The 26,573-nt window shown below is 54.4% G+C and carries 24 protein-coding genes; 22 read left to right on the forward strand and 2 right to left on the reverse strand.

Translation table 11 applies throughout. The features are described 5' to 3' along the window. The first annotated feature begins 65 nt into the window (after positions 1–65). From AC0LWM_RS15990 to AC0LWM_RS16020, 7 genes are all read left to right on the forward strand, one after another. A complete protein-coding gene (locus tag AC0LWM_RS15990) occupies positions 66–722 on the forward strand; it encodes a response regulator transcription factor (RefSeq protein ID WP_474675962.1) in 657 nt (218 codons plus the stop codon). A 6-nt stretch (positions 723–728) separates the two neighbouring features. Then, complete coding sequence (locus tag AC0LWM_RS15995) at positions 729–2,168, forward strand: sensor histidine kinase (protein ID WP_474675963.1); 1,440 nt, start codon at positions 729–731, stop codon at positions 2,166–2,168. Further along, the gene (locus AC0LWM_RS16000) at positions 2,165–2,941 is read left to right on the forward strand and encodes a hypothetical protein (protein WP_474675964.1); all 777 of its coding nucleotides are present in this window, start codon (positions 2,165–2,167) and stop codon (positions 2,939–2,941) included. The genes AC0LWM_RS15995 and AC0LWM_RS16000 overlap by 4 nt, the downstream gene beginning before the upstream one ends. 179 nt (positions 2,942–3,120) lie before the next feature. Beyond that, positions 3,121–3,930: a M15 family metallopeptidase gene (locus tag AC0LWM_RS16005; protein WP_474675965.1), complete on the forward strand. Its 810-nt coding sequence runs from the start codon at positions 3,121–3,123 to the stop codon at positions 3,928–3,930. Continuing rightward, positions 3,927–5,207 (forward strand): CapA family protein, encoded by a 1,281-nt coding sequence (locus AC0LWM_RS16010; RefSeq protein ID WP_474675966.1) that lies wholly within the window; start codon positions 3,927–3,929, stop codon positions 5,205–5,207. The genes AC0LWM_RS16005 and AC0LWM_RS16010 overlap by 4 nt, the downstream gene beginning before the upstream one ends. Positions 5,208–5,222: 15 nt before the next feature. Beyond that, positions 5,223–5,963: an N-acetylmuramoyl-L-alanine amidase family protein gene (locus AC0LWM_RS16015; protein WP_474675967.1), complete on the forward strand. Its 741-nt coding sequence runs from the start codon at positions 5,223–5,225 to the stop codon at positions 5,961–5,963. A gap of 223 nt (positions 5,964–6,186) precedes the next feature. Then, positions 6,187–6,870, forward strand: coding sequence for a DUF2238 domain-containing protein (locus AC0LWM_RS16020; protein WP_474675968.1), 684 nt, complete (start codon positions 6,187–6,189; stop codon positions 6,868–6,870). Between the two features lie 111 nt (positions 6,871–6,981). Here the strand turns inward: AC0LWM_RS16020 and AC0LWM_RS16025 are convergent, their stop codons facing one another. Further along, positions 6,982–8,949, reverse strand: a complete 1,968-nt coding sequence (locus tag AC0LWM_RS16025) for a methyl-accepting chemotaxis protein (RefSeq protein ID WP_474675969.1) — start codon at positions 8,947–8,949, stop codon at positions 6,982–6,984. A gap of 221 nt (positions 8,950–9,170) precedes the next feature. Here AC0LWM_RS16025 and spoVB point away from each other — a divergent pair, with 221 nt between their 5' ends. From spoVB to AC0LWM_RS16045, 4 genes are all read left to right on the forward strand, one after another. Continuing rightward, complete coding sequence (spoVB, locus tag AC0LWM_RS16030) at positions 9,171–10,727, forward strand: stage V sporulation protein B (RefSeq protein WP_474675970.1); 1,557 nt, start codon at positions 9,171–9,173, stop codon at positions 10,725–10,727. Between the two features lie 101 nt (positions 10,728–10,828). Continuing rightward, positions 10,829–11,230 (forward strand): MerR family transcriptional regulator, encoded by a 402-nt coding sequence (locus AC0LWM_RS16035; RefSeq protein WP_474675971.1) that lies wholly within the window; start codon positions 10,829–10,831, stop codon positions 11,228–11,230. Next, positions 11,202–11,522: a thioredoxin gene (trxA, locus tag AC0LWM_RS16040; protein WP_474675972.1), complete on the forward strand. Its 321-nt coding sequence runs from the start codon at positions 11,202–11,204 to the stop codon at positions 11,520–11,522. The genes AC0LWM_RS16035 and trxA overlap by 29 nt, the downstream gene beginning before the upstream one ends. A gap of 206 nt (positions 11,523–11,728) precedes the next feature. Beyond that, complete coding sequence (locus tag AC0LWM_RS16045) at positions 11,729–13,090, forward strand: DJ-1/PfpI family protein (protein ID WP_474675973.1); 1,362 nt, start codon at positions 11,729–11,731, stop codon at positions 13,088–13,090. Positions 13,091–13,220: 130 nt separating this feature from the next. On the opposite strand, the gene AC0LWM_RS16050 is transcribed toward AC0LWM_RS16045, so the two are convergent. Continuing rightward, complete coding sequence (locus tag AC0LWM_RS16050) at positions 13,221–13,682, reverse strand: DUF3221 domain-containing protein (RefSeq protein WP_474675974.1); 462 nt, start codon at positions 13,680–13,682, stop codon at positions 13,221–13,223. A gap of 189 nt (positions 13,683–13,871) precedes the next feature. Here AC0LWM_RS16050 and dapA point away from each other — a divergent pair, with 189 nt between their 5' ends. From dapA to AC0LWM_RS16105, 11 genes are all read left to right on the forward strand, one after another. Next, entirely contained in the window at positions 13,872–14,852 is a 981-nt protein-coding gene (dapA, locus tag AC0LWM_RS16055) for a 4-hydroxy-tetrahydrodipicolinate synthase (protein WP_474675975.1), read from the forward strand. Positions 14,853–14,928: 76 nt separating this feature from the next. Continuing rightward, positions 14,929–17,367 (forward strand): EAL domain-containing protein, encoded by a 2,439-nt coding sequence (locus tag AC0LWM_RS16060; protein ID WP_474675976.1) that lies wholly within the window; start codon positions 14,929–14,931, stop codon positions 17,365–17,367. A gap of 168 nt (positions 17,368–17,535) precedes the next feature. After that, positions 17,536–18,312 (forward strand): sporulation protein, encoded by a 777-nt coding sequence (locus AC0LWM_RS16065; protein ID WP_474675977.1) that lies wholly within the window; start codon positions 17,536–17,538, stop codon positions 18,310–18,312. Positions 18,313–18,586: 274 nt separating this feature from the next. Then, entirely contained in the window at positions 18,587–19,702 is a 1,116-nt protein-coding gene (locus AC0LWM_RS16070) for a BMP family lipoprotein (RefSeq protein ID WP_474675978.1), read from the forward strand. A 26-nt stretch (positions 19,703–19,728) separates the two neighbouring features. Next, positions 19,729–21,270, forward strand: coding sequence for an ABC transporter ATP-binding protein (locus tag AC0LWM_RS16075; protein WP_474675979.1), 1,542 nt, complete (start codon positions 19,729–19,731; stop codon positions 21,268–21,270). Beyond that, a complete protein-coding gene (locus tag AC0LWM_RS16080; protein ID WP_474675980.1) occupies positions 21,236–22,267 on the forward strand; it encodes an ABC transporter permease in 1,032 nt (343 codons plus the stop codon). Before AC0LWM_RS16075 ends, AC0LWM_RS16080 begins: the two co-directional genes overlap by 35 nt. A gap of 1 nt (position 22,268) precedes the next feature. Continuing rightward, entirely contained in the window at positions 22,269–23,186 is a 918-nt protein-coding gene (locus AC0LWM_RS16085) for an ABC transporter permease (protein ID WP_474675981.1), read from the forward strand. 3 nt (positions 23,187–23,189) lie between these two features. Further along, complete coding sequence (locus tag AC0LWM_RS16090; protein WP_474675982.1) at positions 23,190–23,900, forward strand: GntR family transcriptional regulator; 711 nt, start codon at positions 23,190–23,192, stop codon at positions 23,898–23,900. Between the two features lie 32 nt (positions 23,901–23,932). Then, positions 23,933–25,003 carry an S-methyl-5-thioribose-1-phosphate isomerase gene (gene mtnA, locus AC0LWM_RS16095; RefSeq protein WP_474675983.1) on the forward strand — a complete coding sequence of 357 codons (1,071 nt, stop codon included), beginning with the start codon at positions 23,933–23,935 and terminating at the stop codon, positions 25,001–25,003. Next, entirely contained in the window at positions 24,990–25,784 is a 795-nt protein-coding gene (locus AC0LWM_RS16100; protein WP_474675984.1) for an S-methyl-5'-thioinosine phosphorylase, read from the forward strand. Before mtnA ends, AC0LWM_RS16100 begins: the two co-directional genes overlap by 14 nt. Beyond that, positions 25,771–26,466: an AAA family ATPase gene (locus AC0LWM_RS16105; protein ID WP_474675985.1), complete on the forward strand. Its 696-nt coding sequence runs from the start codon at positions 25,771–25,773 to the stop codon at positions 26,464–26,466. Before AC0LWM_RS16100 ends, AC0LWM_RS16105 begins: the two co-directional genes overlap by 14 nt. Positions 26,467–26,573: the final 107 nt, after the last annotated feature.

Here is a 26,573-nt window from a genome sequence, read left to right on the forward strand (position 1 = left end):
CCTTTGACATCTATCGATCGTCGTAAGCCATAGACAACATTCTAGACTTGTCGGGAGAACTGAAAATGTCCAAAAAAATATTGATCGTCGAAGACGACATCCATATATCCAAAATTTTGAAAATGAATCTGAACATCGTCAACTACGCGACGACCGAAGTGTACGACGGCCTCGCGGCACTTGAAGCGATCAAACGGGAGAAGTTCGATCTCATCCTGCTGGACGTCATGATTCCGGGGCTGGACGGCTTCGCGCTGATGGAGAAAATTCGGCCGCACCGGACTCCGGTAATTTTTCTAACGGCCAAAAATTCGGTTTACGACAAAGTCAACGGCTTGAAGCTGGGGGCCGACGACTATATGGTCAAGCCTTTCGAAGCGATCGAACTGCTGGCCCGAATCGAAACGGTGCTGCGCCGATACGGCAAAGAAGAGAACGTGATCGAGTTTCGGGACTTGCAGGTCGCTGTGGACAAACGAGAGGTGACGATGCAGGGCGTGCCGGTCGAGCTGACGCCGAAGGAATACGACCTGCTTGTCGTTCTGCTGAAAAACAAAAACATCGCGCTCTCGAGAGAGCAGTTCATCGACAAAGTGTGGGGCGGCGATTATTACGGCGAAACGCGTACGGTCGATATGCACATTAAGTCGCTCCGCAAAAAGCTTCAGCTGCAGGACCACATCAAGACGATTTATAAAATCGGCTACCGGCTGGAGGACTAAGGGGCAATGAAGTTTTGGCACAAAATTTATTTGTTCTCGATTGTGGCGTTCGTCCTGATCTTTAATGCCGCTTCCATCATGGTCATCGAGCGGAACCATAGCAAAATGTTGGAGCAGGAAATCGGCGGCGCGCTCAGCCAGAACATCAGCATCCATTCGAGCGTCGATGCGATCGTGCCGATACTCCGCATCTACGACTCCATCGACTACGAGAAATCCGTCTTGACGAGCATCGCGGGTGAGTTCGTCGAGAAGAACGGCGACAGGCGCATTTATTTGGAAATCGTGAACGATAGCGGCAAAACGGTCTACAGCAACGCCGATTTCAACATACCGGCGCAGCGCGAGGAGCTGGACAAGCTGGCTGCGGACGAGATCCGGTATATATTGCGCGATATCGGCGAACGCACGATATTGTTTACGTCGAATATTACGGACATTAACCATAAGCGCTACGTGTTCACATATATGAAGGATGTCACCCCGCTGTACCAAGAGCGGGTCGATCAGTACCGTTTTTTCGTCCAGGTGGATGCGGCTGCTTGCCTGCTCTACATGCTTATTATGTATTTCGTTAGCAGAGGGCTGACGAAGCCGATCGACCGGCTTAACCGAACAGCGCAGGTCATCGCGCAGGGCGGGTTTTCGGAGCGTGTCCAATTAAAGTCGAAGGATGAAATCGGCGTGTTGGCCCGCAATTTTAACGATATGGCCGCAGTGGTCGAAGACAAGATCAACGATTTGGAGCGGCACAACCAGGAGAAGCAGCGGTTCATCAACAATTTTACCCATGAATTAAAAACGCCGCTCACTTCGATTATCGGATACGCGAATTTCCTTCGAACGACCAAGTATAACGAGGAGCTGTTTCTAGACGGGCTCGAAGTCATTTATGGCGAAGGGAAGCGGCTGGAGGCGCTTTCGCAGAAGCTGATGGATTTAATTCTGCTGCAGGAGGACCGTTTCCAGAAGGAGGAGCATGAGCTTGGATCGGTCATTGCCGAAATCGAGCCTGTGCTGAAGCTAAGAGCGAAGGAGAAGGCGGTTGGCATTTTCATCGATTGCGAGCAAGGCAAGCTGCTGCTGGACAAGGACTTGATCAAAATTTTGATTATTAATCTCGTCGACAATGCGCAGAAGGCTTCCGCCGAAGGGCAGAGCGTAATCCTTCGCGGGTATTGGAGCAATGGCCGTTACGTTCTGGAAGTGATCGACCGGGGCATCGGCATTGCCGAAGAGCACCGCGACAAAATATTCGAGCCGTTCTATATGGCGGACAAAGCCAGAACGAGACGCAGCAACGGCGCGGGACTTGGGCTTGCGATCTGTCAAAGCGTCGCCGCGGTCCATCATGCGGCGATCGAAGTCGTCAGCGAAGAACACCAAGGCACGACGGTTCGCGTCATCTTCGATCCGTCCGGTGCAAAAGGCGGGGAGAACCGATGAACAAGCTAATCCTCGTGACGGTTATTGCAGCGTTTATGCTGGCAACGACAGGCTGCAGCGGATTTTACAACGCCATCGAAAAAGACACCGTCATGGTGAAAAAAATAAACAACGAGCACAAAGGGACAGAGCCGAGTTATGAGGGCGTTCTTTCCCAGGAAGCGGCGCGAACGTTTAGCGTTAACGCGATCAACAAATATTTTGACGCTAACCTGACGGTGAACGATTTTCAATTCGAACTGATGGTGGTGGATCAGAAGAAGTTTAAGGATTTGCTCATCAAGATAGCCTACGTCATGAATTCGCGTCCCGAAACCGGATCAAGGGGCAATGCGGAAGCGAAGCTTAAGGCGGATGCCGAAACGGATGCCGAAGCGGAATTGAACAAGATCCCCGGCGGCTTGTTTTATATGACCTTGACGCGCGTGGCGCATCCGGACGAAGTTTACGATCTGGTGCTCAACGCAAGAGACGGCGATGTTCTGAAAATTTCCAAGGTCATCATGAAATCAGCCTCTGGCGGGAATGCAAGGGATTTGGATGATATCATTGATGTCGCAAACCGGTTTATAGAGGATAAAGGAAGCTACGCGCTTTCTGATTTGACGCTAAAGGACAAAGAGATCCGATGGGGCGTTGTCGCCGAATTGTATTATATGCACAAAGATAATCAGGGGTTAGGCTATAGCATCATGGTCGATTACAGAACGAAAAAAGTGCTTGGATTCAACAAAGACCTGATGGCGATGATCAACTATTACTTGGGAGCGTAAAGCCGACCGCCGGCACGAAGGCCTGCCGCTATTTCGACGGGTCGTTTCTTTGCACGATTTCGCCACGAATCAACAACATTTTACAACTTTATTACAAATCTATCTTACTTAATATATATTCGCGTATTATACTAGATTCATGACTTCCAGATAAAACAAGGAGATTAGGTGATCGGAATATGTTGACGTACAAAAAAATGCTGCTGGCGGGCATAACCGCCGCTTCGATAGGAATTGCAGGCTGTACGGGAGCGGCGGCTCCTCAAGAGACGGCTCCCCAAGAAACGGCTTCCCAGGAGGATGCTCCGGAGAAGACTTCGCCTCCTGCCGAGAAACCGCCTGCCGAAAAGCCGGTAGTGAATCCGCCTGCTACGAAACCGCCGGTGAAACTGCCCGTTGCCGGCAAAGATTTGCCGGATGACTCGATCCAGGTACTGGTTAACAAGCAGAATAGCTTAGCGTCGGATTATGTGCCGGATGATCTCGTGACCGTGGACGTGCCTACCGTGCTGTCCAGTCCCGAGGTCAACCAGATGCGCAAGGAGGCTGCCGATGCGCTGAAGACGATGTTTGCGGCGGCGAAGGATGCCGGCTACAAGCTGTATGCCCGCTCGGGCTACCGGTCCTATAAGACGCAGAAGTCGCTCTTCAACAGCTATGCGGCGAAGAACGGCGAAGAAGCCGCCAACCGCTTCAGCGCCAAGCCGGGACAAAGCGAGCATCAGACCGGGTTAACGATGGATGTGACGAGCGACAGCGTCGACCGCCAGCTGACCGAGAAGTTCGGCGAGACGGAGGAAGGACAGTGGGTTCGCGAGAACGGCCATCTTTATGGATTCATTATCCGTTATCCGCAAGACAAGGAAGAGATCACGAAATATAAATACGAGCCGTGGCACCTTCGCTACCTTGGCGTCGAGCTGGCAACGAAAGTGTACGAGAGCGGCCTTTCCTACGAAGAATATTTGGACGAGGGGGATGCGTCATGAAGCCCGGTCGGCGGACGATCAAGACAAGAGCCTTTGCCGTCGTCCTGGCGGCGATCGTCGTAAGCATCGGCATGATAGGCTGTACGGCATCATCCGATACCGGCGGCGAGAAGAGTCCGGGCAAGTCGCGGCCACCCGAGTCGTCGGAACAGTCTGCGGAGCAGGAGCAGCCCGCGGAACAGGAACAGCCTTCCGGCGATGCTTCGAAGTACAGCGACATTCGCATAGCGGCAGCGGGCGATATTATGTTCCATGACACGCAGTTGCGTAGCGGGTTCGACAAAGAAACGAAGACATACGATTTCAAATCGGTGTTCGAAGGGGTAAAGCCGATTATCAGCGCCGCGGATTTGGCGATCGCGAACTTCGAAACGACGACGGGAGGAGACCGTGCCCCGTATTCGGGCTATCCGCGGTTCAATTCGCCCGATGAAGTCGTCGACGCGATTCGTTACGCGGGATTCGACGTGATGTCGACCGCGAACAACCACAGCTTGGACATGGGGAGCAAAGGACTGATCCGAACGGTTCAAGTGCTTCGCGAGGGCGGCTTGGATACGGTAGGCACCTATGAGAAGCGGCCGGATACGCGGGTTCTGATCAAGGACGTGAAAGGCGTCAAGCTGGCTTTTCTCTCCTATACGGAAAACACGAACGGTTTGGACAGCCAGCTCACGCCGGAGGAGCGCGACACCATCATCAATATCGTGGACGAGAAGAAGATCAAGGAAGATATCGCGTACGCGAAAGCGCAGAAGGCCGATGTCGTCATTGCGTTCATGCATTGGGGCATTGAATACGAGCGCGCCCCGTCGGCGAAGCAGGAGAAACTCGCCAAGCTGATGGCGGATGAAGGCGTTGACATTATTTTTGGCAGCCACCCGCATGTCATTCAAAAATCGGCACGGCTGACAAGCGGCGCGAACAGTGCGTTCGTCATTTATTCGCTGGGCAATTTCATCTCCAATCAGCGGCAGGAAACATTAGATAACGTATATACGGAAGACGGACTTATTATCCAAATCGATATTCGGAAAAACAAGGAAACGAACGAAACGGCCATCCGCAAGGTTGATTATGTGCCGACATGGGTATACCGCGGAGGCGGCTCGGGTTCGGCAGGCGACGAGCAAACTTTCGCTTACGAAATTTTGCCGATTCAGCAATCTATCGATCGTGACAATCTGTCGCCGGAAGACAAAAAACGTATGCAGCGATCCTACGACGATACGATCGGGCAGATGGATACGGCCGCATTCGCCGACTTATCGAAGTAAGGAGACGCGCGCCTCATGAAAAGAAGCAAAAGACAGGTTCAACGCCGCCAAGCGTTATACTTGACAGCCCTTGTCGCTTTAATGGGGCTCGTCTGGTCGATGTACGAATGGTCCACCTCGATTTCAGCGAACCAGGCACCCCCTCGGGCGCAATCCGGGGAGCCGCTTAACGATTCCGCGGCTCAGCTTCCGGACAGTTCGCCTCGCTTCAAAATCGTCATCGACCCGGGGCACGGCGGCAAAGACCCCGGCGCGGAAGGTGCGAGCGGGAACCGAGAGCATTTGTATACGCTTTCGCTCGCGACGAAGGTGTTCGACCTGCTCCGCGAGGAGCCGCAGTTCGAGCCGTATATGACGCGCACGGACGATACGTTCATCGAGCTTGGGGACCGTGCCAAGCTTGCGAACGATCTCGGCGCGGACGTCTTCGTCTCGATTCACGGGAATACGTATACGGATCCGAACATATCGGGCACCGAATCGTATTACTACGACGACGAAAGCAAGCCGTTGGCCGACGAGGTGCACAAGCAGCTGGCAAAGGCAAGCGGCTTTCAGGACCGCGGCGTGAAGCGCCATAACTGGCAAGTGCTGAGAGAAAGCGAAAATCTTGCGATATTGCTCGAAGTGGGCTTTCTTACGAATCCGAACGAAGAAGCGCAAATGCTTACCGAGGCTCACCAGATCCGAACGGCGCAGGCTATCGTGGACGGAATCAAGAACTATTTTGCCACTCAATTCGATCCAGGCCGTTAATCATCTAAAGAAGAAATCACCCTTCACCGAGAGTGCAGGGTGATTTTTTTCTTTTTCCTGTCCTTGCCGACCAAGGCAAGGGCACATTAATGCTGCTTCAATGAAAAAGCTGGCGTCGACGGCAAATTATTGTCCTTAGATTTGGAAAAATTAACGAGTACTTTTTCGCTTTTATGGACAAAATGGCATCAGATTGTTTGAATGCAGATCAGGAGGCGTCACCATGAGAGCTAAAATCCATGCAGGGCCGAGCCTCGGGGCTTGGCACTTTGTATTGCTCGCCGTTTTCGTCGCGACTTTCGTATGGTCGCTCATTCATCCCGCGAGGCTACCCGAATGGATCGGGGAAGCCTTGCCTACGTTCGTCGGCATTACGACTCTCGTATTCACCTTCCATCGCTTTCGATTTACGAAGCTGACGTACACCTTCATTGTTTTGGGAGCAGTCCTCATGCTGATCGGAGGCCATTACACCTATTCGAAGGTCCCTCTGTTCAATACGATCAAAGATGTGTTCTACCTCAGCCGGAACGACTACGACCGGTTCGGTCATGTCTTTCAAGGGGTGATTCCGTTCCTTATCCTGCGGGAGCTGCTTGTATGCCGCGGCGTAATGTCTTTGACGAGAAAAGGATGGCTGAATGGTATCGCGATTGCGTTTACGCTCGCATTAAGCGCAGCGTACGAGCTTGCCGAGTTTGCCGGAGCCAAAATTACGGGCGGTCCTGCCGAGAGATTCCTTGAACCGCAAGGCGATATGTGGGATACGCAATGGGATATGACGAGCGCATTGCTCGGCGCGGTGCTCGCTTTTATGCTGCTGAGCCGTTATCAGGATACATTGCTGGCAAAGGCTTTATCTGTTTCGTCCGACGCGCCGGGGAAAAAGAAATCGCGGAAACGATAACCGGATATAGCCGGCTTCATAAAAAATCTCCCCTTTCTCTTGTCTATATCGAGCAGAGAGGGGAGATTTTCGTTAACTTAGGTCAATCCGAAAAAAGACGATAAATTTCGGTCAAATCTTGAAGCGCGTAATCATCAGCTGCAATTCGTCCGCCATATGGGACAACGATTCCGCGGAAGCGGCGATTTCCTCCATCGAAGCCAGCTGCTCCTCGGCCGCCGCGGATACGTTCTGCGAGCCGGCGGCATTTTTCTCCGCTGCTCCTGCGATCGTCGTGATGGATTGGCTCATCTCCACCGTACCGTTCATCACCTGCTGCGATGCTTCCGCAACCTGATTCGTTTGTTCGACGATCGATCCGATCGCCACCTTAATTTGATCGAAGAGAACGCCCGCCGAGTCGACAGCCTCGATGCCGGACCTGACTTCCCTTGTCGTCGTTTCCATCGTTGATTCCGCGAGGCGGGTGCTCGATTGAATCGACGCAATCAAATCGGCGATTTGCTGCGCGGATGCCGCCGATTGCTCGGCAAGCTTGCGCACCTCGCCTGCGACAACGGCGAAGCCGCGCCCGCTTTCGCCCGCCCGGGCCGCTTCGATGGCGGCGTTCAAGGCAAGCAGGTTCGTCTGGCCCGCGATGCCGGTAATGACTTGAACGATGTTGCCGATTTCCTGCGAATAAGCCCCCAGTTGCTGGACTTCCCCTGAAAGCTCCTGCACGGTCGCCGCAATGGAGCTCATCTGCTCGATGGCCGATTGTACCGCCTTCTCGCCCTCCACCGAAACATGGAACGTTTTGTTGACCTGCTCGGCAGCCCCTTCGGACAGTCCGTAAATATTTTGCACGTGCTCGGTAACCGTATCCGCGGTTTGACGGCTTTGCTCGACGGAAGCGACTTGCTGCTCCGTACCGGACATTATTTGCTCCATCGAAGTCGCGATATGCTCGGTTGCCGAAGACGTTTGCCTCGCGCTCGCCGTCAATTGCTCGGAGGCTGCGGCAAGCTGAAGCGACGAATGATTCACTTCGGTTAACGCATGACGGAACGCGTCGGCCATGCTGTTAAAGCTGTTGCCCGCTTGAGCGATTTCGTCTTTGCCTCTCACTTCGACGCGATGCAGCAAGTCGCCGGAAGCGGCAACTTGAATCGCGCGATTCAGCCGCCCGATCGGACGAACGAACGTGACGGCGAGCAGGTACGCGAGCGCAATCCCGATGACGACGAACAGGCCGGTCAGGATGAATATGTTCCGGGACAACGTTTGAACGCCTTCGTTTAACTCGCTTGTCGGCGCGGCCAGCATGACCGTCCAATGATTGTACGTATTTAAATAATAACCTTTGATCGGCGTTCCTTGGTAGAGGAAAGACAGTTTCCCTTGTCCGCCGTTCACGGCATCCTTGAAGGCGGTCTCCAGCTCCGGTACGCCCAAATCCTTGACGTTCTTCTTCATGATCAATTCCTGCTGCGGATGGGTAACGACGACCCCGTTCGAATCCAGCATAAAGGCGTAGCCGGTCTCACCGAACTTTTCTTTGGCGACCACTTTCATTAGCTCGTCGATGGCGATCGGCGAGGACAAGAAGCCTACCGGCTTGCCGTTCACGAGGATCGGCGCTCCAACGACGATGGACAGCTTGCCGTCCAGCTTGCTCAGAAGCGGATTGGAAATGACGGATTTGCCTTCGGCCAAGTCTTTGATATAAGGACGTTCGGAAATATCAAGGGTTTTGCCTTCGTTAGAAATTGCTTGTTTGCCGGTAACGTCGGGAGAATACACCAGCGATGTCATGTCGGGTGTTCGTTCAAGGGAGGACTTCATAAACGCGATCATTTTCGGGTTGTCGCCATAATAAGCGACTGCGCTTTTGGCGAAGGATTCGAGAATCGAAGTTTTGACGGATAAAAAACTTTCGATTTGTTCGACGATGACTAACGAGCGCAAGGAGATTTCATTGTCGGTTTCTTTTTCGAATAAGCTTGAGGTGGAAATGTAGGTCAGAAGGCCTAAAGACAATAACGTGGCGGCGAGCAGCAAAGAAATAAAAGTAATCATTTTTGTCTTGATGCTTTTCATAATTCCTCCTGGTGTCTAGTTTCGATATGATTGCTTGTCCATTTTCATCGGCAATTTCCTTGGGAAACATAATACGACCAAAGACCTAATGATAGCGAATATCTCATAATGCTCGAACGAATGCGCCGATTCAGACGGTTCAGGCCGGTTAACCTTAATGCTTGTCAGCATGAATTCGTATTTTTCGAATATGTTAGAAGGTAGGAAGGAGATGCGAACCTATGGAAATGAAGAAGCAATCCTTTATTCGGGGAACGTTCATTTTAACGGTGTCGTCGTTTTTTACGAGGGGGCTCGGTTTCGTGAACGGCATCCTGCTGGCCCGTTTTTTGGGCGCGGAAGGAGTCGGGCTGCTCATGATCGCGCATCCGCTGCTGCCGTTATTCATTACGCTAACGGAGCTCGGGCTGCCGGTCGCCATATCCAAGCTTGTGTCCGAGGCCGAGGTTCAGAAGGATGCCGCCCGGGTCAGGCGCATATTGACCGTTTCTTTAACGGTTACGGGAACGTTAAGTATCGTGCTGACGCTGCTGGCGCTGCTTGGCTCGAAGTGGATCGCCTCGGTGTTTCTGGCGGACCAACGGGCTTATTACGCGATGGTCGCCATCACGCCGATCATTCCGATTATCGCTTTTTCGGCCGTGTTGAAAGGTTATTTCCGCGGCAGGCAGAACATGAATCCGCTCGCTTTCTCCGACATCATCGAGAACGTCGCGCAAATCATCGTCATTATCGGCGTGGTCAATTGGCTGATCCCTTACGGCATCTCGTATGCGGCCGCCGGCGCAATGGCCGCCGCCGTCATAGGCGAAGGCTGCGGAATGCTCTATCTGTTCGCCATGTTCAAATGGTCGAACAAGGGGAGGAAAGAGGAGACTCGCACCGTTGTCGCCCATAGTTCCGGCAAAGCAGACCGTACCTTGTACGACCTGCTGCGCATCGGTTTGCCGATGACGGGCAGCGGATTTATCCATTCCATTTATCGCGCGTTTCTTCCGATGATCATCACGAAGAGCTTGGTACTGTACGGCGTTGGTACTGAAATGGCCACGAAGCAATTCGGGCTGCTCGCCGGTTACGTCATTCCGCTGCTGTTCCTGCCGAGCTTCTTCACGCAATCGCTGTCGACGGCATTAATCCCGGCGATCAGCGAAGCGAGCGTCGACAACAACAGCCGACTCATGCACAGCCGGATGGACGTCGCGATGCGCACCGCGCTGATCGTCGGCTTGCCGTGCACGATTGCTCTGTACCTGTGGGCGGAGCCGCTGGCGACGGTCATCTATCATGCGCCGGAAGCGGCTGCTTTGCTTAAGCTAATCGCGCCTTTGTTCTTCTTGTATTATTTCGGAGCGCCGCTGCAGGCGATTTTGCTCGGACTCGGGAAAGCGTCTACGGTCATGTGGAACCATGTGCTGACGAATATCGTCGAGGTAACCGCGATTTTCGTATTGGGCTCCAGATTCGGCATCGAAGGCGTTGCCTGGGGGTTCGGCTTCGGGATCTGCTTGCTTACTTTGCTGAACTTCTTGTCCGTTTCCGGTTCGATCGGATTTTATTTTGATTTCCGGATCGTATTCAAAGCAGGCGCGGGCGCGATCGTGATGACGATCTGCGGACTTGCCGCTTATTCGATGCTGGCGCGTTCCGGGTTCGGCCAGCCGATCGGCTTGTTGGGCGCGCTGCTCATGTCGCTCACCGCTTACGTCGCGACGCTGAAATTAACCCGCGCCTTGCGCAGCGGACCGAAGACGCCGACGATTACGCCGATTTCTTAATCGGCGCGACTCCTGTACAATAATAGAAATGAGGTATTGACCCTCACATTAATGTCACGGTTTATAATGAAGCCAGGACCTCATAGCAAGGAGGGAGCCGCTTGAAAATCGGCGAGTTGTCCAAACAAACGGGCGTCAGCATCCGGTCGCTCCGATATTACGAGCAGCAGGGGCTTCTAACGTCCAGCCGCATGATGAACGGTTACCGGGATTATCACCCATTTGCCGTGGAGCAGGTGCAAACGATCAAGCTGTACTTGAATCTCGGGTTGTCGACGGAGCAAATATCCGGTTTCCTGCATTGCGTGCTGAAGAACAAGGAAGCGTTCTGCAAGGAAATCCTGCCGATTTACAAGCAGAAGCTGCAGGAAATCGACGACCAGATCCGGATGCTGTCTATGATCAAAGCCAATTTGGAGGAGCGCGTCGAATCGATTCTAGCGGAAAACAAAGCCGTGCAGGAAGGTGAGCGAAATGAGCTTGAAAAATGTGACCGATCGTGATTTCCGGGAAAACGTGCAGGCCAGCGGGGTGACGGTTGCCGACTTCTGGGCGCCGTGGTGCCCGCCGTGCAAGCCGCTGCTGCCGATTATGGATGAGCTTGAAGCGGAATACGGCAGCGATGTGGCGTTTCTGAAGGTGAACATCGACGACAGCCCGGCGACGACGACCGAATTCGGCATCATGTCAGCGCCGACCGTTATCGTGTTCAAGGACGGGCAGCCGGTGGAGAAGCTTGTAGGCTTGCGGCCGAAGCAAGCCTATGCAGGGGCCATCGCCAAGCATAGCAGCTGATAACGAAACTAGCCAATGTTCCTCCGGCTGGCAGCAAAGCAAACCTACCCTCGATACCAAGGATCGGAGGTAGGTTATTTTGCATTTTCTTCTCTGGGCTTCAGACGGGGGAAGATCCTATCCAATGGTCGTACGATGGAACCTTCGCGGGACGGATGAGGAAGAGGCCGCTTTTTCATATGATGATTTCATAAGGGGGAATGATGGTGAAGGGCTTGTTACGAATCATTTTTTATTTGTGCATGATCGTTATTCCCGTTGGCGCGGTCGGTACGGTCGGGTATTTCGCGACGATGGGGGAAATCATGTCGGTCTATGATAAACCCGAGCCTTTGAGGAGCGACGTGGTTATGCCCGAATACGATCCGCGTAAGCCGACCGTTGCCGTCCTGCTCGGCAGTGAGGTGACCGAAGTATTCGACTTCATGACACCGTACGAAATGTTCGCCATGACAAGGGGATTTAACGTATTTGCCGTTGCTCCGGACCGTCACGTCAAATCGTTGACCGGCGGGCTCGATGTCATGCCGCACTATACGTTCGAGGAAATGGACGGCGTATTGGGCAAAAGTCCGGATGTAATTGTCATTCCGTACATTCCGATCATGGACAAGAAGAAGTACGAACCGGTACGGAATTGGATTCGGAAGCACGCAGGCGGGAACACGACGATCATGTCCATCTGCACGGGTGCGGAAAATCTCGCCGATACGGGCTTGTTAAAGGGGAAATCGGCAACGACGCTCTGGGCGGAAATCGGGAGGCTGGAGAAGGAATACGCGGATACGCAGTGGATCCGGGATCGCCGTTACGTGCACGACGGGAACCTGGTATCATCGGCAGGGCTTACCTCCGGAATCGACGCCGTCCTGCATGTCATCTCGCAAAAGCTGGGCGAGCGCGCAGCGCAACAAACGGCGGAAGCGATGAATTATCCGTTCTACCGCTTCGCTTTGCATCCGGAAATCGAACCTTTTACGATCCAGGCGAGTGACGCCGTATTTGTGCTGAACAACGCATTTCAGTGGAATAAGAAAAAAGAAGGCGTGCTCCTGTACGACGGGGTGGAAGAGACCGCGTTAGTCTCGGTATTCGATACGTATTCGGCATCCGGCACGGCAACGACGTTGACCGTTTCAAGCACGGAGCAGCCGATCGTAACGAAGCATGGTCTCACTTTGGTTGCCAGACATACGATGTCTGACGCTCCGAAGGTCGACGAATTGATCGTGACCGGAACGAATGCCGAAAAATTAGCGGCTCAGGATGTCGCCCTGTGGCAAGCTTCGGGCGGCAAGGCTGAGGTTGTGTACATGCATAGCGATGACCCAAACCGGTTCGCCATGGAACGACCGATCGAGCGTTTGGCTGTGCAGGAAGACAGGCAAACGGCCGCTTTTGCCCAGAAACGATTGGAATATCGGGCGGAAGATCTGAAGCTTGAAGGGAAGCCGTTCCCCTACGAATCTTATGGCGTCCCGCTCCTGATCATTATTTTGTCGATGCTGATTGCCATATATGTGGACAAACGGTTTATTGCGAATAAAAAGGCGGCCAAAACCATGTAACGGTACAGCCGGATCCCGTGAACGGGCCGTTACATAACGGCCCTGTCTTTGTTGTTGGATGTCGGTTGTCGGCGCCTCTGTTCGGTTCATGCTGCGTCACAGCCATGTGCCGCCGCTCAACGCTCAAGTATCATTGACTGCTCAAGATGACGATAGTCCCCGCTTTCGCCTGTACGGGGTACGACTCTGCAACCGGGCCATCGAACGTAACCTCCACCTCGGTTCCGACCGACAACTGCTCCGCGTCCGCGGATACGTACCGGTCTCCTTGCTTGCGATATACCTTCGTCGACTTCGTCAAGGAGACGGAAGCTTTGTCCGAAGTCCCCTCCACGAAGACGGATATGATCGGGCCGTTCGGGTCTTCTTCGTACGGCACCGCATCCTTGCTGGATACCGAGGCACTCGGGTCCGCGGCGGTATCGCTCGGCGGCATGTTTTTCGGTGCCCGGGCCAACTGGGTGACCGTACCGCGAATGTCGGCTTCTCTGCCGCCTGGCTTCTTGCCCCAGTCCATCGCGAAGGCCGAACCGGATATAACCGCTATCAGAACGATGCCGGCAATAACAAGTTTCCATCCTTTTGTACGCATTATGATAACCCCTTTTCATTTTCCATACCCTTTAGACGTAATCTTCTGCGGTTATGATCCCGGATCGGCACTGTGCCGATCATTAAATTTATTAATAATAGAAATCGTTATCTATAGATAACTCCGATGGATCGGTTCGTGCTACAGTGATGGTAAGTTCATCAGAATTCATATGAGGGAGAGGGTATTATGCTTCATGCCGAAGAGCTTCAAGGCATTTATGTACCGATTGTCACGCCGTTCGGAAAATCCGGCGAGATCGATCCGGAATCGTTCCGGGGGTTGTCAGCCTCGCTAATCGCAAAAGGCATTCACGGCTTGGTCGTGAACGGGACGACCGGCGAATCGCCGACGATCGCCGCAGAGGAAGTCGCGCTGCTGATGGAGGCTGCCCGCGATGCGGTGGCGCAGGCAGTGCGCTGCGGTAAGTCGGTGGATGCTTACGGTACCGGGCACGGCGAGGGGAGCATGAGCAAGGAGAGGCATGTAAGGCGGGTGCCGATCGTACTCGGAACGGGCACGAACGATACGGCGTCGACGGTGAGGAGGACGGAGCGGGCAGGGGAGCTTGGAGCCGATGCGGCGCTTGTCGTCGTGCCCTACTACAACAAGCCTTCCCGGCAGGGGATTATCGAACACTTCCGGCGGGCGGCGGAGGTCGGCCTGCCGATCATCGCCTATGACGTTCCGCATCGAACCGGGGTTCACCTTGCCGTAGACACCGTGAGGACGATATTGGACATCGACGGCGTTATCGGCCTGAAGGATAGCACGGAAGGCATCGAGCGCGTATCCGAGCTGGCCCGATTCGATACGAAGCCGGTATTGTGCGGCCACGATTCGAATTTCTACGCAGCTCTCGCTTGCGGGGCGCGCGGCGGCATGCTTGCTTCGGCGCATGCGGAGACGGCGAGCTTCGTCAGGCTGTACGGCTGCTTCACCCGTGGCGCACTGCAGGAAGCGAAGCCGATCTTCGACCGGCTCCTGCCGCTAATCCGGCTGCTGTTCGCCGAGCCGAACCCGGCCCCGCTCAAATGGCTGCTTGGGCGGCAAGGCCTCATTGCGCACGATGCGGTCCGTCTGCCGATGATGTCGATCAGCGAGGAGCTCGCCGAAAGACTTACATCTTTGGTCCTATTGAATGAGCCGGTCGGGAACGAACCGGGATAAAGTCGTACAGTAATTTTACCCGACACCTGCTATGATGATAGAAGAAGAAACCTCTGCCAATGGAGGAAGGGAGCATATGGAACAGCTTCAAGGGAACTACAACTTGCCATTAGTCCTATTGTCCTACGTCATTGCTGTGATTTCATCTTATGTCGCCATCGATTTAGCGGGCCGGGTAGCCGCATCGAACAGGATCGCCCGCATCATGTGGTTGTTCGGGGGCGGCATTGCGATGGGCATCGGCATCTGGTCGATGCATTTTGTCGCGATGCTCGCTTATTCGTTGCCGATAACGATGAGCTACGATTTTGGCATCGTGATGTTTTCGTTAAGCATTGCCGTCGCGGCATCCGTTGCCGCGTTATACTTGATGAGCGGCAGGACGCTGTGGCTGTCGCGGCTCGCCATGGGCGGCGTCCTGCTCGGATTCGGCATTGCGGCGACGCATTATGTCGGCATGTCGGCGGCTAGCATCAACGCGTATATGCACTATAAGCCCATTCAGCTAGCTCTGTCGGTCATCATCGCGGTCATAGCCTCAATGTCATCATTATGGCTGTCTTTTTATTCACGCAAAGGTTCCGCCAAACGGGGCTTTTTTCACAAAACGCTAAGCGCCCTTATGATGGGAGCCGGCGTTGCGGTCATGCATTATACCGGCATGAATTCGGCTGCTTACCACAGCGAAATGTCTTCCCATCTCGGGGATCTCGAGGATCTCGGGGAGATGTCGACGGTGGACGCCAGCTTGCTCGCCTACGAGGTCGGCATCGCCGCGCTCGTCATCCTCGGCTTTGCGATCGTCAGCTCGCTCTTCGACAAGCGGCTCGCCCATAAGGCGATGATGCTGAAGGCAAGCGAGCAGCGCTACAAATCGCTATTCGACAACAATGCCGATGCGGTTATTTCCGTGGATCTAAACGGCGTGATCGTGCTCGTGAATCCGGCGGCGGAGGACATTACCGGATATCCAAGGCAGTTTCTCGTAGGTTCTTCGCTCCAGTCGCTCTTCCGCGGCGACTCGCATACGGTCATGCGTTATTTTCAACGCACGGCGAACGGGGAGCCGCTTGATTTTGAATATGCGATCGAGGACATCGACGGAAGGCGCATCGATTTGCATATGAAGAGCATTCCGATCTATGTGCATGCCCAGCCGGTCGGCGTTTATTTCATCGCTCGCGACGTGACGGAGAACAAGCGAAGCGCCCGGCAAATTCGTTTCCTGGCCTATCATGACGAGCTGACCGGATTGCCGAACCGGCGGCAGTTCATGGAGCGAATGCAAGAGGCGGGCCTTGCGATGGACGACCGATCGTCGCTTGTCGTTTTGTATATGAACATCGACCGGTTCAAAGCGATTAACGATACGATCGGCCATGCGAAAGGCGACCTGCTCTTGTCGCAGCTCGCCGAGCGGTTAAAGCGGCTTAAAGCTTTGCCGCCGGATACGGTTGCCGCAAGACTGGACGGAGACCGGTTCGCGCTGCTTGTGTCCGGCATGAACAATCTGTGGGACGTCGAGGCGGCGGCGAGCCGGCTGGCGAAAGAGGTCGGCCGCCCGTTCTTGATCCGGGAGCATACCGTCCATCTGACAGCAAGCGTTGGCGTCGCAATGCAGGCCGGCAGCCGAATCGACCACGAGGCGCTGCTCAAGCATGCGGAAACGGCGCTCGCCTACGCGAAAAAATCGGGCGGTATCGCCATGTACGATCCTTCGATGAACGAAGCGGTCGCCCAGAAGCTCGAGATCGAAATGGGGCTGCGGCAAGCGCTGGAGCGCGATGAATTTACGGTTTGCTACCAGCCGCAAATCGATTTGGCGAGCGGGAGCATGATCGGCGTGGAAGCGCTCGTGCGCTGGAAACATCCGGAGAAAGGGTTAGTATCCCCGGCGTTGTTCATTCCGGTGGCGGAAGAGACGGGGCTGATCAATCCGATCGGCGATTGGGTGATCCGAACGGCATGCCGGCAAAATAAAGCTTGGCAAAACGCCGGACTTGCGCCGATCGTCATGTCGGTCAACCTGTCGATCCGCCAATTCGAGCAGCGGCATCTGGCGGATTCGATTCGCAATATTTTGACGGAAACGGGGCTGCCTCCGCGTTATTTTGAGCTGGAGATCACGGAAAGCATGGCGATGGACGTCGATCGGGCCATCCAGACCTTGATCGAGCTGAAGGCGCTTGGCGTGCAGATCAGCATGGACGATTTCGGCACGGGCTACAGCTCGCTGAGCTATTTGCGCAATTTTCCGATCGACAAGCTCAAAATCGACCAATCGTTCGTCCGCGACATTGGGGGCGATAACGATTCGGCCGCGATCGTCGCCTCGATTGTGGCGATGGCGCATCATTTGAACATGCGAGTGATCGCCGAAGGGGTGGAAACCCGGGAGCAAGTCGAATTTTTGCGTACGCTCCGCTGCGACTCCCTGCAAGGCTACTACTGCAGCAAGCCGCTGACCGCCGCCGAATTCGAGCGGTTCGCGAGCGAATACCGGAAAGCGGTATAGGCCGATTTCCTTGAACGGCTTTTGGCTTGGGCTCAGGCGCAAAAGCCGTTTTTGTGCTTCAAGAATACGTATCATGTTAACAATAAGACTCCAATTATATGAAACATAATCCGGAAAACGGCGTAATACCGGGTAGGTTCTATTAATATGGATGAGAGGAAGATCAGGATGTCGTTTTTTAATCGTATGCTTGCAAGCGTAGGCATCGGCAATGCGCGGCTCGACACGCTTCTGGAAAAAGACAGCTACGAAGTCGGGGAGGTTGTGCGCGGCGTCGTCCGAATGAATGGCGGCAGCGTAGAGCAGTCCATCGATAACATTTATGTGTCCGTATATACGCAATACCTTCGCGAATCGAATGACCGGAAAGTGGTGGAAAACTGCGAAATCGCGCGGTTCCATGTATTCGAGCCGTTTACGCTGCAGCCGAACGAGCAGCACGACGTGCCGTTTTCATTCGAGCTGCCGCGGACGACGCCGCTGACGATCGGCAAAACCAGCGTATGGATCCGAACCGGACTCGACATTCGCAGTGCGGTCGATCCTACAGATAAAGACTATATCGATGTCATTCAGAACGACGAAATGGCGGTTGTGCTCGATGCGTTCGACACGCTCGGTTTCCGGCTGCGCAAGGCGGATTGCGAATACGCGCCGCGCCGCGGCAACGGCGTTCCGTTCGTCCAGGAATTCGAGTTTGTGCCGACGACCCATTTCCACGGCCGGCTGGACGAGGTCGAAGTCATTTTCTACGATTATGGCGGCGAGCTGGAGCTTGTGCTGCAAATTGACCGGAGAGGCCGCGGATTCGGCGGCCTTATCGCCGAGCTGGCCGATCGGGACGAAAGCTTCGTCAGCTATCGGATCGACAAAAAATGGCTGATGTCGGCAGGGGCGGGGGAGCTGGCTGACGAGCTGGGCGAGCTGATCGCCAAATACGCATAAGCGGCAATCTGATATTATCGCGAGACGTTCCGAAATCGGAACGTCTTTTTTTTGTGAATTTTGAGGAATCAACGCGAGTCATGTCAATTGTTCTCGGACATTAGTATGAAATTGAAAAATTTGGATTGCGCACAAAAAGGGATTGTTTTACAATATGGTTAAACAACCACTCGAGGTTGTAGAACAACTAGGTGAGCATGTTCAACATCACGAGAAAACAAATGCAAATAACGTGCACACGATCATACCAAAATATAAGGTAGGGAGCGGAATCATGAAATTTTTTGCAAAATCGTTTGTATTCATCATGGTTGTTTGTTTGATCATCAGCGGTTGCTCGGGCAGCGGCAGCGAGAAAAAGGGCAGCGAGACGAAGGAAGAGAAGTCCCAAGAAACCAGTGGAGAACCAACGAAAAATTCAGGAGAAACGAGAAAAGTGGGGCTCATTACCGGTCTTGGCGGACTGGGGGACAAAACTTACAACGATCTTGTATACGCGGGCTTGAAGGATCTTGAAAAAGAAGGCGCAAAAATCGAAGTCGTCGAACCGAAAGAGCTGGCCGACTACGAGACGAATCAAAGGTCGTTTTCGGAATCCGGCGAATATGCGGTCATCGTCTGCGTAGGCTATGAGCAATCGGAAAGCCTAAAAACGGTCGCAGCCGAGTTTCCGAATCAAAACTACATCTTGATCGACGATCTGATCAGCGCGTCGAACGTTTCATCGGTCGTGGTCAAAAACGAAGAGAACACGTTCCAAATCGGAGCGCTTGCGGGACTGCTGATGAAAGAAGGCAAGCTGCCGAATGCTTCCGGCAAGCAGGTGATCGGCGTCGTCGGCGGCATGGACATTCCGCTTATTCGCAATTTCGTCGCAGGTTATATGGCCGGCGCCAAATATGTCAATCCGGACATTGAAGTTCTTGTTTCTTATGTTGGCGACTGGAACAACCCGAATAAAGCGACGGAGCTGGCGAACGGCATGTACGAAAAAGGCGCGGAAATCGTATGGCAGGCAGCGGGCGGATCCGGTCTCGGCGTATTCGCGGCCGCGAAGAACAAGAACAAATTCGCGATGGGCGTCGACGGCAACCAAAACACGCTCGATCCCGATCATATTATTGCAAGCGGCATTCGGCGCTTGGATAAAATCGCGTACAACCTTGCCAAAGACGCGATTAGCGGAACGTTCGTGGCCGGCGGCTACAGATACGGCTTAAGCGAAGGCGCGGTCGAAGTAACGGTGGACGGAACCAACGTTACGGTCGACGCCGCTATATTGGACAAGGTGGCCAAGCTTTCCGAGCAAGTCGCCAAAGGGGACATCGTCGTTCCCGAACAAATCGAAGATGTAGATGCATTCCTAAAAAAATACGGCAGTCTCAAATAATTTAGATCGAGGGGAGAATTAACGCGATGGCTCCTCTGCTGGAATTAAATAAGATCAGCAAGTCTTTCGGCACGGCCAAAGCCGTCGATAACGTCGATTTCTCGTGCGAAGCGGGGACGGTCGTCGCGCTGCTCGGGGAAAACGGAGCCGGCAAGTCGACCTTGATGAAAATCGCCTACGGCATGTACAAGCCCGACGCGGGCGACATTTCCGTCAGAGGGTCGAAGGCCGACATCTCCGGTCCGCGGGATGCGATCCGGCTAGGCATCCAAATGGTGCACCAGCATTTTATGCTCGTGGACAATTTGACCGTGGCGGAAAATATCGTGATGGGCCGGGAGCCGGCGAAGATGGGCATTTTCCAGGCGAATGCAGCCGTCGAAATCGTACGGCGCGCAGCCGCCGAATATGGACTTCACGTCGATCCCGCCGCGAAGGTCAAAGAGCTGTCGGTTGGCGCGAAGCAGCGGGCGGAAATTATTAAGGCGCTGCATCAGGGCGCGGAAATACTGATCCTCGACGAGCCGACGGCGGTATTGACGCCGCAGGAGAGCGAAGAGCTGTTCGCGATTATCGGAAAGCTGAAGGCCGCGGGCAAGTCGATCATCATCATTACGCATAAGCTCAAGGAAACGATGGACATCGCGGATGAGATTTACGTGCTTCGGGGCGGCAAGCTGATCGGCAAAAAAATGAAGAAGGAAACGAATCCGGAGGAACTGACGGAGATGATGGTCGGCCATCGTCTCCGGCCTTCGTTCAAGGAAACCGCGACGCCGGGGGAGGTCGTCCTGGACGTGAGCGGCCTGAAGTACCGAAGCGGCGCGGGAAATGAAGCGCTGCGCGGGATCAGCCTGCATGTGCGCGGCGGGGAAATTCTCGGCATCGCCGGCGTCGAGGGCAATGGGCAGCAGGAGCTCGTCGACGTGCTGGTCGGGATTGCGAAGCCCGTGGCGGGAACCATTACCGTAGGCGGCGTCGGCGTCGAGAAGAAAGGCACCTACGAGCGGCTCCAAATGGGGATGGCGTGCATCCATGCCGACCGGTTCGAGCGGGGGGTGTTCAAAGGGTTATCGGCCAAGGACAACTTCCTGCTCGGCTATCACCGGAAGAAGCTGTTCAAGAACCGGTTCAACCTTTTCAGCAAGAGGAAGCTTGCGGCGGTGGTAGAGGAGCAGTTCGCGTTATATGACGTTCGCCCGCGGGACATTCGTTTGCAGGGCGGACAACTATCGGGCGGGAACCAGCAGAAGATCGTCGTCGCCCGGGAGTTTTACCGCAATCCGAAGCTTATTATCGCCGCCTACCCGACAAGAGGCGTCGATATCGGGGCGGCGGAAGCAATTCATGACAAGATGATGGAGCTCAGAAAGAACGGGGCCGCCATCCTCCTGATCACGTCCGATCTGGACGAGCTGTTCAAGCTGAGCGACCGGATCGGTGTTATCTACGAAGGGGCGATTACCGCAAGCGGCTCCTCCGAGACATTTTCCCAGGGCGATCTGGGGTATTACATGGGAGGGGGAGATCAACATGGGGCAGCTAAGGCGGCTCACGCTAAACTTTAATCCGCTCGTATCGCTTGCGATCGCTTTGCTGATCGGCGCCGGCTTGCTAGCTTTAAGCGGGTATTCGCCGTGGCAAGCCTACGGCGTGTTGATCAAAGGCGCGTTCGGCTCCTCCTACGCCATCGAACAAACGTTAAACCGCACCATTCCGCTTATCTTTAGCGGGCTCGCCGTAGCCGTCGCTTTAAAGGGCGGTTTGTTTAATATCGGGGTAGAGGGCCAAATTTATATGGGCGGAGCGGCAAGCGCGCTGACGGGCATTTACGTTACCGGCCTGCCTTCGCCGCTGCATATCGTATTATGCTTGGCTGCAGGAATGGCTGCAGGCGCGCTGTGGGCCTTTATCCCGGCGATTCTGAAGGTGAAGAGGGGCGCTCACGAGGTCGTCACGACGATCATGCTGAATTATGTGGCGATTTTGTTTATCAATTATATGGTGAACTATCCGTTCAAGGCGCCGGGCATGACGCCCCAGACGGTGAAAATCGCCGAAACCGCCGTCATTCCGAAGCTGTTCGCGGGAAGCCAGCTGTCATCCGCGCTGATCGTCGCCTTGCTGGCGTGCTTCATGATCCACGTGCTGTTGAAATATACGACGACGGGCTACGAGCTGATCGCGACGGGCGAGCAAGCGCAGGTGGCCGAAGCGGGAGGAATCCGGACAGGCCGCGTACAGGTGAACGCCATGCTGATTTCGGGGGCGCTGGCCGGAATCGGCGGCGCGGTGCTTATTCTCGGAACGTACGGAAAGCTGATCCAGGGCTTCTCGCCGGGATACGGATATGACGGCATTGCGGTTGCCGTCATGGGCGGAGGTTCTCCGCTCGGCGTGTTGTTCGGCTCTTTGCTGTTCGGCCTGCTAAGGACGGGGGGACTTGCCCTGGACCGCACGACCGATATTCCTTCCGAATTCGTCGTGCTGCTTCAAGGGGTTGTCATTATCGTCATTTCGGCACCGTCAATCCTCTACATGCTCTGGAAGAAAAGGAGGGTTTAACGTGGACGCGGTGCTTATCGTTTCCATTGTGGCGGCAGCGATCCGGATGGCGACCCCGCTGGCCTTCGCGGCCTTGGCCGGAGTCTTGTCGGAGAGAGCCGGCATTATCGCGCTAGGCCTCGAAGGCATGATGCTGATCGGCGCGTTTTCCGGCGTTGCGGGCTCTTGGCTCACCGGGAGTCCCTACATCGGATTGTTGTTCGCCGCGGCCGGCGGTGCTTTGACCGGCCTCATTCATGCGCTGTTCTGCATCAGGGGCAAGTCGAACCAGATCGTGACAGGCGTTGGGATCAACATTCTTGCCTTGGGCCTCACCACGGTTCTGCTCGAAGCGATTTGGGACAACAAAGGCAAATCGCCTTCCGTCGCCGGCTTGCCTCATATTGACCTGGGGTTAAGCGGTATCCCTTGGATCGGGCCGATTTTCGCGGAATGGAACGCGCTCGTTTATCTCCTGATCGTGCTTACGATAGCGGGGACGGTCATTTTATTCAAGACGCCGTTCGGCATCCGGCTGAGAGCCGTCGGCGAACATCCGCAAGCCGTCGACAGTCTCGGGCTCGGCGCGAACAAGATTCGTTACATCGCGGTGATCGGATCCGGCGTGCTGGCGGCGCTGGGCGGCGCGTATTTGTCCATCGGACAGCTGAGCTTGTTCAGCAGCGGAATGGTTGCGGGACGGGGTTATATCGCGGTCGCCGCATTCGTATTCGGCCGCTGGCATCCGGTCGGCGCATTGATGGCTTCGCTGTTCTTCGGATTGACCGAAGCGATTCAATTGAGGCTGCTTACGCTTCCGGTCGCATCGCAATTTATTCAAATGATTCCTTATGTATGTACGTTGATCGTATTAAGCGGGCTTTGGAAAAAAGTCAACCCGCCGGCCGCCTTAGGCAAACCATACCATATTCAAGATTAGACGGTGATTCCATTGAAAGAACGGGCTTCCGACGTCATATTCGATTACATCTACGACAAAATCAATTCCGAGGAATGGCCCCCGGGCTATAAGCTTCCTTCGGAAAGCAGCATTGCGCAAGAGCACGGCGTGAGCAGAAATACGGTGAGGGAAGCTTTTCAAAGCCTCATTAACAAAGGGTGCATTACGCGCGTTCACGGCATCGGTTCGTTTGTCCGGACCCGGCACATCAGCTACGGCATGCAAGAGCTATGGAGCATCGACGAATTAATCCGGAAGAACGGCTATACCCCCGGCTCGAAAAACGTCGTGCTCGAAACCGGCCTTCCGGACAAGAAAGTCGCCAATTATTTGAATATCGCCCCTTACGACGCCGTTTACAAAGTCACGCGGGTCAAGACGGCCGACGGCAAGCCGATCGTGTATGAAGAAGGCATTTATCCGTGCAAAATTTTGAAAGAAGTGACGGCGGCCGATTTTGAAGGCTCGGTGTTCAAGATGCTGGAGGCGCGCCATATTGTCGTCAAATACGCCAACGGCTGGGTTCGGCCGATTATTGCCGACCGTACGATCGCCGAGATGCTGGAGATCCAAGAAGGCATCCCTCTGCTTCTGCTCGAAACGGTGCTGTTCGACGAGGACGACCGGGAAGTGCTGTACGTGAAAGATTATTTTACTGATTGGTTTGAGTTCCCGATTCATCGGATGAGGTAAGGCGAAAGGGAAATTAGGGGAGGAGAACTGCAATGAGAACAATCGATTGGATCAACGACAAAGTCGTCATTATCGATCAAACGTTAATTCCTTATGAATTCAAAACGATCGAGCTGTCCACGGTGGACGAAATTTGCGACGCGATTTATAAGCTGGCTGTTCGGGGAGCGCCGGCAATCGGAGCGGCGGGAGCCTTCGGCGTCGTGACCGCGGCGCGCAATTTGCCGGAGCAAACGACGGAAGCTTTCTTCAGCGGGATCGACGAGTTGCGGGACAAGCTGATAGCGGTGCGCCCGACGGCGGTTAACCTGAAGTGGGCGGTCGAAGCGATCGTGGAGCATGCCCATTCGATCCGGACGCCGAATTATGCCGACTTCGTCGCCGGTCTGACCGCGTTTGCGGTGAAGCTGGCCGACGACGAGGTAGCGCGGGCGAAGCGGTTGTCCGAATTCGGAGCGACGCTTATTCCGGACGAGGGCGCCAATATCATTACCCACTGCAGCACCGGACCGCTCTGCACGGTCGATCACGGACTCGGCATGGGCGTTGTGTACACGGCGATGCAGCAGGGGAAAAAGGTTCATGTCTATACCGACGAGACGAGACCGAGATTGCAAGGTGCCAAGATCAATACGTTCGACCTGAAACGAATGGGCATTCCCTATACGTTGATTACGGACAATACCGCCGCATGGGTGATGAAGCAAGGAAAAGCAGATATGGTGTTCATCTCCGCTGACCGGATTGTCGCGAACGGCGATACCGCCGCCAAAATCGGTGTTTACGGACTATCGATCAACGCGCATGCGCATAACATCCCCGTTTATATATTCGCGCCGATGTCGACGCTTGATTTTTCCATCAAGCATGGGGACGAGATCGAAATCGAGGAGCGGGACGCAGAAGAAGTGTTGAAAATCAACGACACGTATATCGCCCCGCCGGATACGCCGGTGCTCAATTATGCCTTCGACGTCACGCCGAACAAATATATTACGGCGATTATTACGGACGTGGGGATTGCTTATCCTCCGTTTGAAAGCAGTTTGCTGGAGCTGAAGTCGAAATACGAGGAGTTGAATCGGAAGCATGATGACCGCTAACATTGGGATTATCGGCGGTACAGGCGTTTACAACCTGAACGGGATTGAAAACGCCGTATCGATGGTCGTGGAAACGCCTTATGGCGCGGCACCTGTCAAAGTCGGAGAAATCCACGGCAAGAAGGTGGCCTTCTTAACCCGTCACGGCGACAATCACAGCATCGCGCCGGGCAATATCAATTACCGCGCGAACTTGTCGGCTTTGCGGCAGCTCGGGGTCAAGCATTTGTTCGCGACCGCCTGCAGCGGGTCGATCAACCCGCAATACGGCGTAGGCGACTTTGTATTGATCGAGCAGTTCATGGAATTTACGAAGAACAGGCCGGCTTCGTTCTTCACAGGCAATAACGGCGAGAAAATCGCGCATGTGGACAATACGAATCCGTATTGTATGTCGCTTGGGCAATATGTCAAGGATGCCGCGCAGGCAAAAGGAATCGAAATGAAGTCCGGTGCGACGTATTGCTGCACCGAAGGCCCGCGTTTCGAGACGGCGGCGGAAATCCGCATGTTCCGGACGTTAGGCGGCGACCTTGTCGGGCATACGAATTATCCCGAGGTCGCATTGGCCCGCGAAGCCGAAATGTGTTACACCGCCATTGCCATCGTCAGCAATATGGCGGCCGGCATCAGTGACAATCCGATTACCGGCGTGGAAGTGAAAGACGTGATGAAAGACCGCCTGGGGGTCGTTCAAGATCTTATTCTGGAGGCTATTCGCTCCTTGCCCGAGGATCGCGATTGCGGCTGCCATCACCTGCTGGACGATGCATATATTTGACAATAAGACAGCGCCGAAATCGGTTGATCCGAACGCCGTGTTGTCTCGCCCGCGTTTAGTCGATAAGCTGCATCGTGCCGCCATTGCACGGTTGGTATTAATCTGTGCGCCTGCCGGGTATGGAAAAACGACGCTCGTCCATCAATGGGCGCGGCAGAGCGATTTTGCTTCCTCCTGGGTCGCGCTGAGCGATGGGGATAACGACTTCAAGCGCTTCTGGGCCCGAATGCTTGCCGCGCTCAAACCGTTACACGAAGGCTTTGCCGCCCAAGACAGGATCTTGTCGCTTATGGACGGTTCGTCTTATGAAGCGGGGCTTCGGCGCTTGAACGACGAGCTGCTCCGTTCGGCTGCGGAATCGGTTCTTATACTTGACGACTTTCACCATATAACGGAACCTTCTATTCTCGCATCTTTAAGCGATTTTCTCGAGCAGCTTCCATGTCATCTCCATTTGTTAATTAGGACCCGTACGATACCCGGGCTGTCGCTTGCCGGTCTCAGAGCGAGACAAGAGATCGGGATGATCGGCGTAAGCGATATGAAGTTTACCGCTAGCGAAGTTTGTTCCTATTACTGCAAGCAGCTGGATACGCTGTTGTCGGAGAAAGAAGCTTCTCAAATTTTGGCCCAGACGGATGGTTCGGCGGCTAATTTGCGACTGCGGAATGTGAAGCCATAACTCCATGCTTCTTCAAGGCAAGGGTTGCCATAACGACAACGAAGAACCTCCAAGCCCACGCAGGAAGTGGTTTTGGAGGTTCTTCGTTCGTGCGGCTTTCTTTAAGA

This window comes from Paenibacillus sp. sgz302148, from assembly GCF_056120465.1.

What these genes read in the sequence shown, in the direction of transcription:
- AC0LWM_RS16005 (WP_474675965.1), top strand. Translation starts at nt 3,121, where the DNA reads ATGTTGACGTACAAAAAAATGCTGCTGGCGGGCATAACCGCCGCTTCG.
- AC0LWM_RS16070 (WP_474675978.1), top strand. Translation starts at nt 18,587, where the DNA reads ATGAAATTTTTTGCAAAATCGTTTGTATTCATCATGGTTGTTTGTTTG.
- AC0LWM_RS16015 (WP_474675967.1), top strand. Translation starts at nt 5,223, where the DNA reads ATGAAAAGAAGCAAAAGACAGGTTCAACGCCGCCAAGCGTTATACTTG.
- AC0LWM_RS16050 (WP_474675974.1), bottom strand. Translation starts at nt 13,682, where the DNA reads ATGCGTACAAAAGGATGGAAACTTGTTATTGCCGGCATCGTTCTGATA.
- AC0LWM_RS16020 (WP_474675968.1), top strand. Translation starts at nt 6,187, where the DNA reads ATGAGAGCTAAAATCCATGCAGGGCCGAGCCTCGGGGCTTGGCACTTT.
- AC0LWM_RS16010 (WP_474675966.1), top strand. Translation starts at nt 3,927, where the DNA reads ATGAAGCCCGGTCGGCGGACGATCAAGACAAGAGCCTTTGCCGTCGTC.
- trxA (WP_474675972.1), top strand. Translation starts at nt 11,202, where the DNA reads ATGAGCTTGAAAAATGTGACCGATCGTGATTTCCGGGAAAACGTGCAG.
- mtnA (WP_474675983.1), top strand. Translation starts at nt 23,933, where the DNA reads ATGAGAACAATCGATTGGATCAACGACAAAGTCGTCATTATCGATCAA.
- AC0LWM_RS15990 (WP_474675962.1), top strand. Translation starts at nt 66, where the DNA reads ATGTCCAAAAAAATATTGATCGTCGAAGACGACATCCATATATCCAAA.
- AC0LWM_RS15995 (WP_474675963.1), top strand. Translation starts at nt 729, where the DNA reads ATGAAGTTTTGGCACAAAATTTATTTGTTCTCGATTGTGGCGTTCGTC.
- AC0LWM_RS16100 (WP_474675984.1), top strand. Translation starts at nt 24,990, where the DNA reads ATGATGACCGCTAACATTGGGATTATCGGCGGTACAGGCGTTTACAAC.
- AC0LWM_RS16065 (WP_474675977.1), top strand. Translation starts at nt 17,536, where the DNA reads ATGTCGTTTTTTAATCGTATGCTTGCAAGCGTAGGCATCGGCAATGCG.
- dapA (WP_474675975.1), top strand. Translation starts at nt 13,872, where the DNA reads ATGCTTCATGCCGAAGAGCTTCAAGGCATTTATGTACCGATTGTCACG.
- AC0LWM_RS16080 (WP_474675980.1), top strand. Translation starts at nt 21,236, where the DNA reads ATGGGGCAGCTAAGGCGGCTCACGCTAAACTTTAATCCGCTCGTATCG.
- spoVB (WP_474675970.1), top strand. Translation starts at nt 9,171, where the DNA reads ATGGAAATGAAGAAGCAATCCTTTATTCGGGGAACGTTCATTTTAACG.
- AC0LWM_RS16105 (WP_474675985.1), top strand. Translation starts at nt 25,771, where the DNA reads ATGCATATATTTGACAATAAGACAGCGCCGAAATCGGTTGATCCGAAC.
- AC0LWM_RS16000 (WP_474675964.1), top strand. Translation starts at nt 2,165, where the DNA reads ATGAACAAGCTAATCCTCGTGACGGTTATTGCAGCGTTTATGCTGGCA.
- AC0LWM_RS16075 (WP_474675979.1), top strand. Translation starts at nt 19,729, where the DNA reads ATGGCTCCTCTGCTGGAATTAAATAAGATCAGCAAGTCTTTCGGCACG.
- AC0LWM_RS16060 (WP_474675976.1), top strand. Translation starts at nt 14,929, where the DNA reads ATGGAACAGCTTCAAGGGAACTACAACTTGCCATTAGTCCTATTGTCC.
- AC0LWM_RS16025 (WP_474675969.1), bottom strand. Translation starts at nt 8,949, where the DNA reads ATGAAAAGCATCAAGACAAAAATGATTACTTTTATTTCTTTGCTGCTC.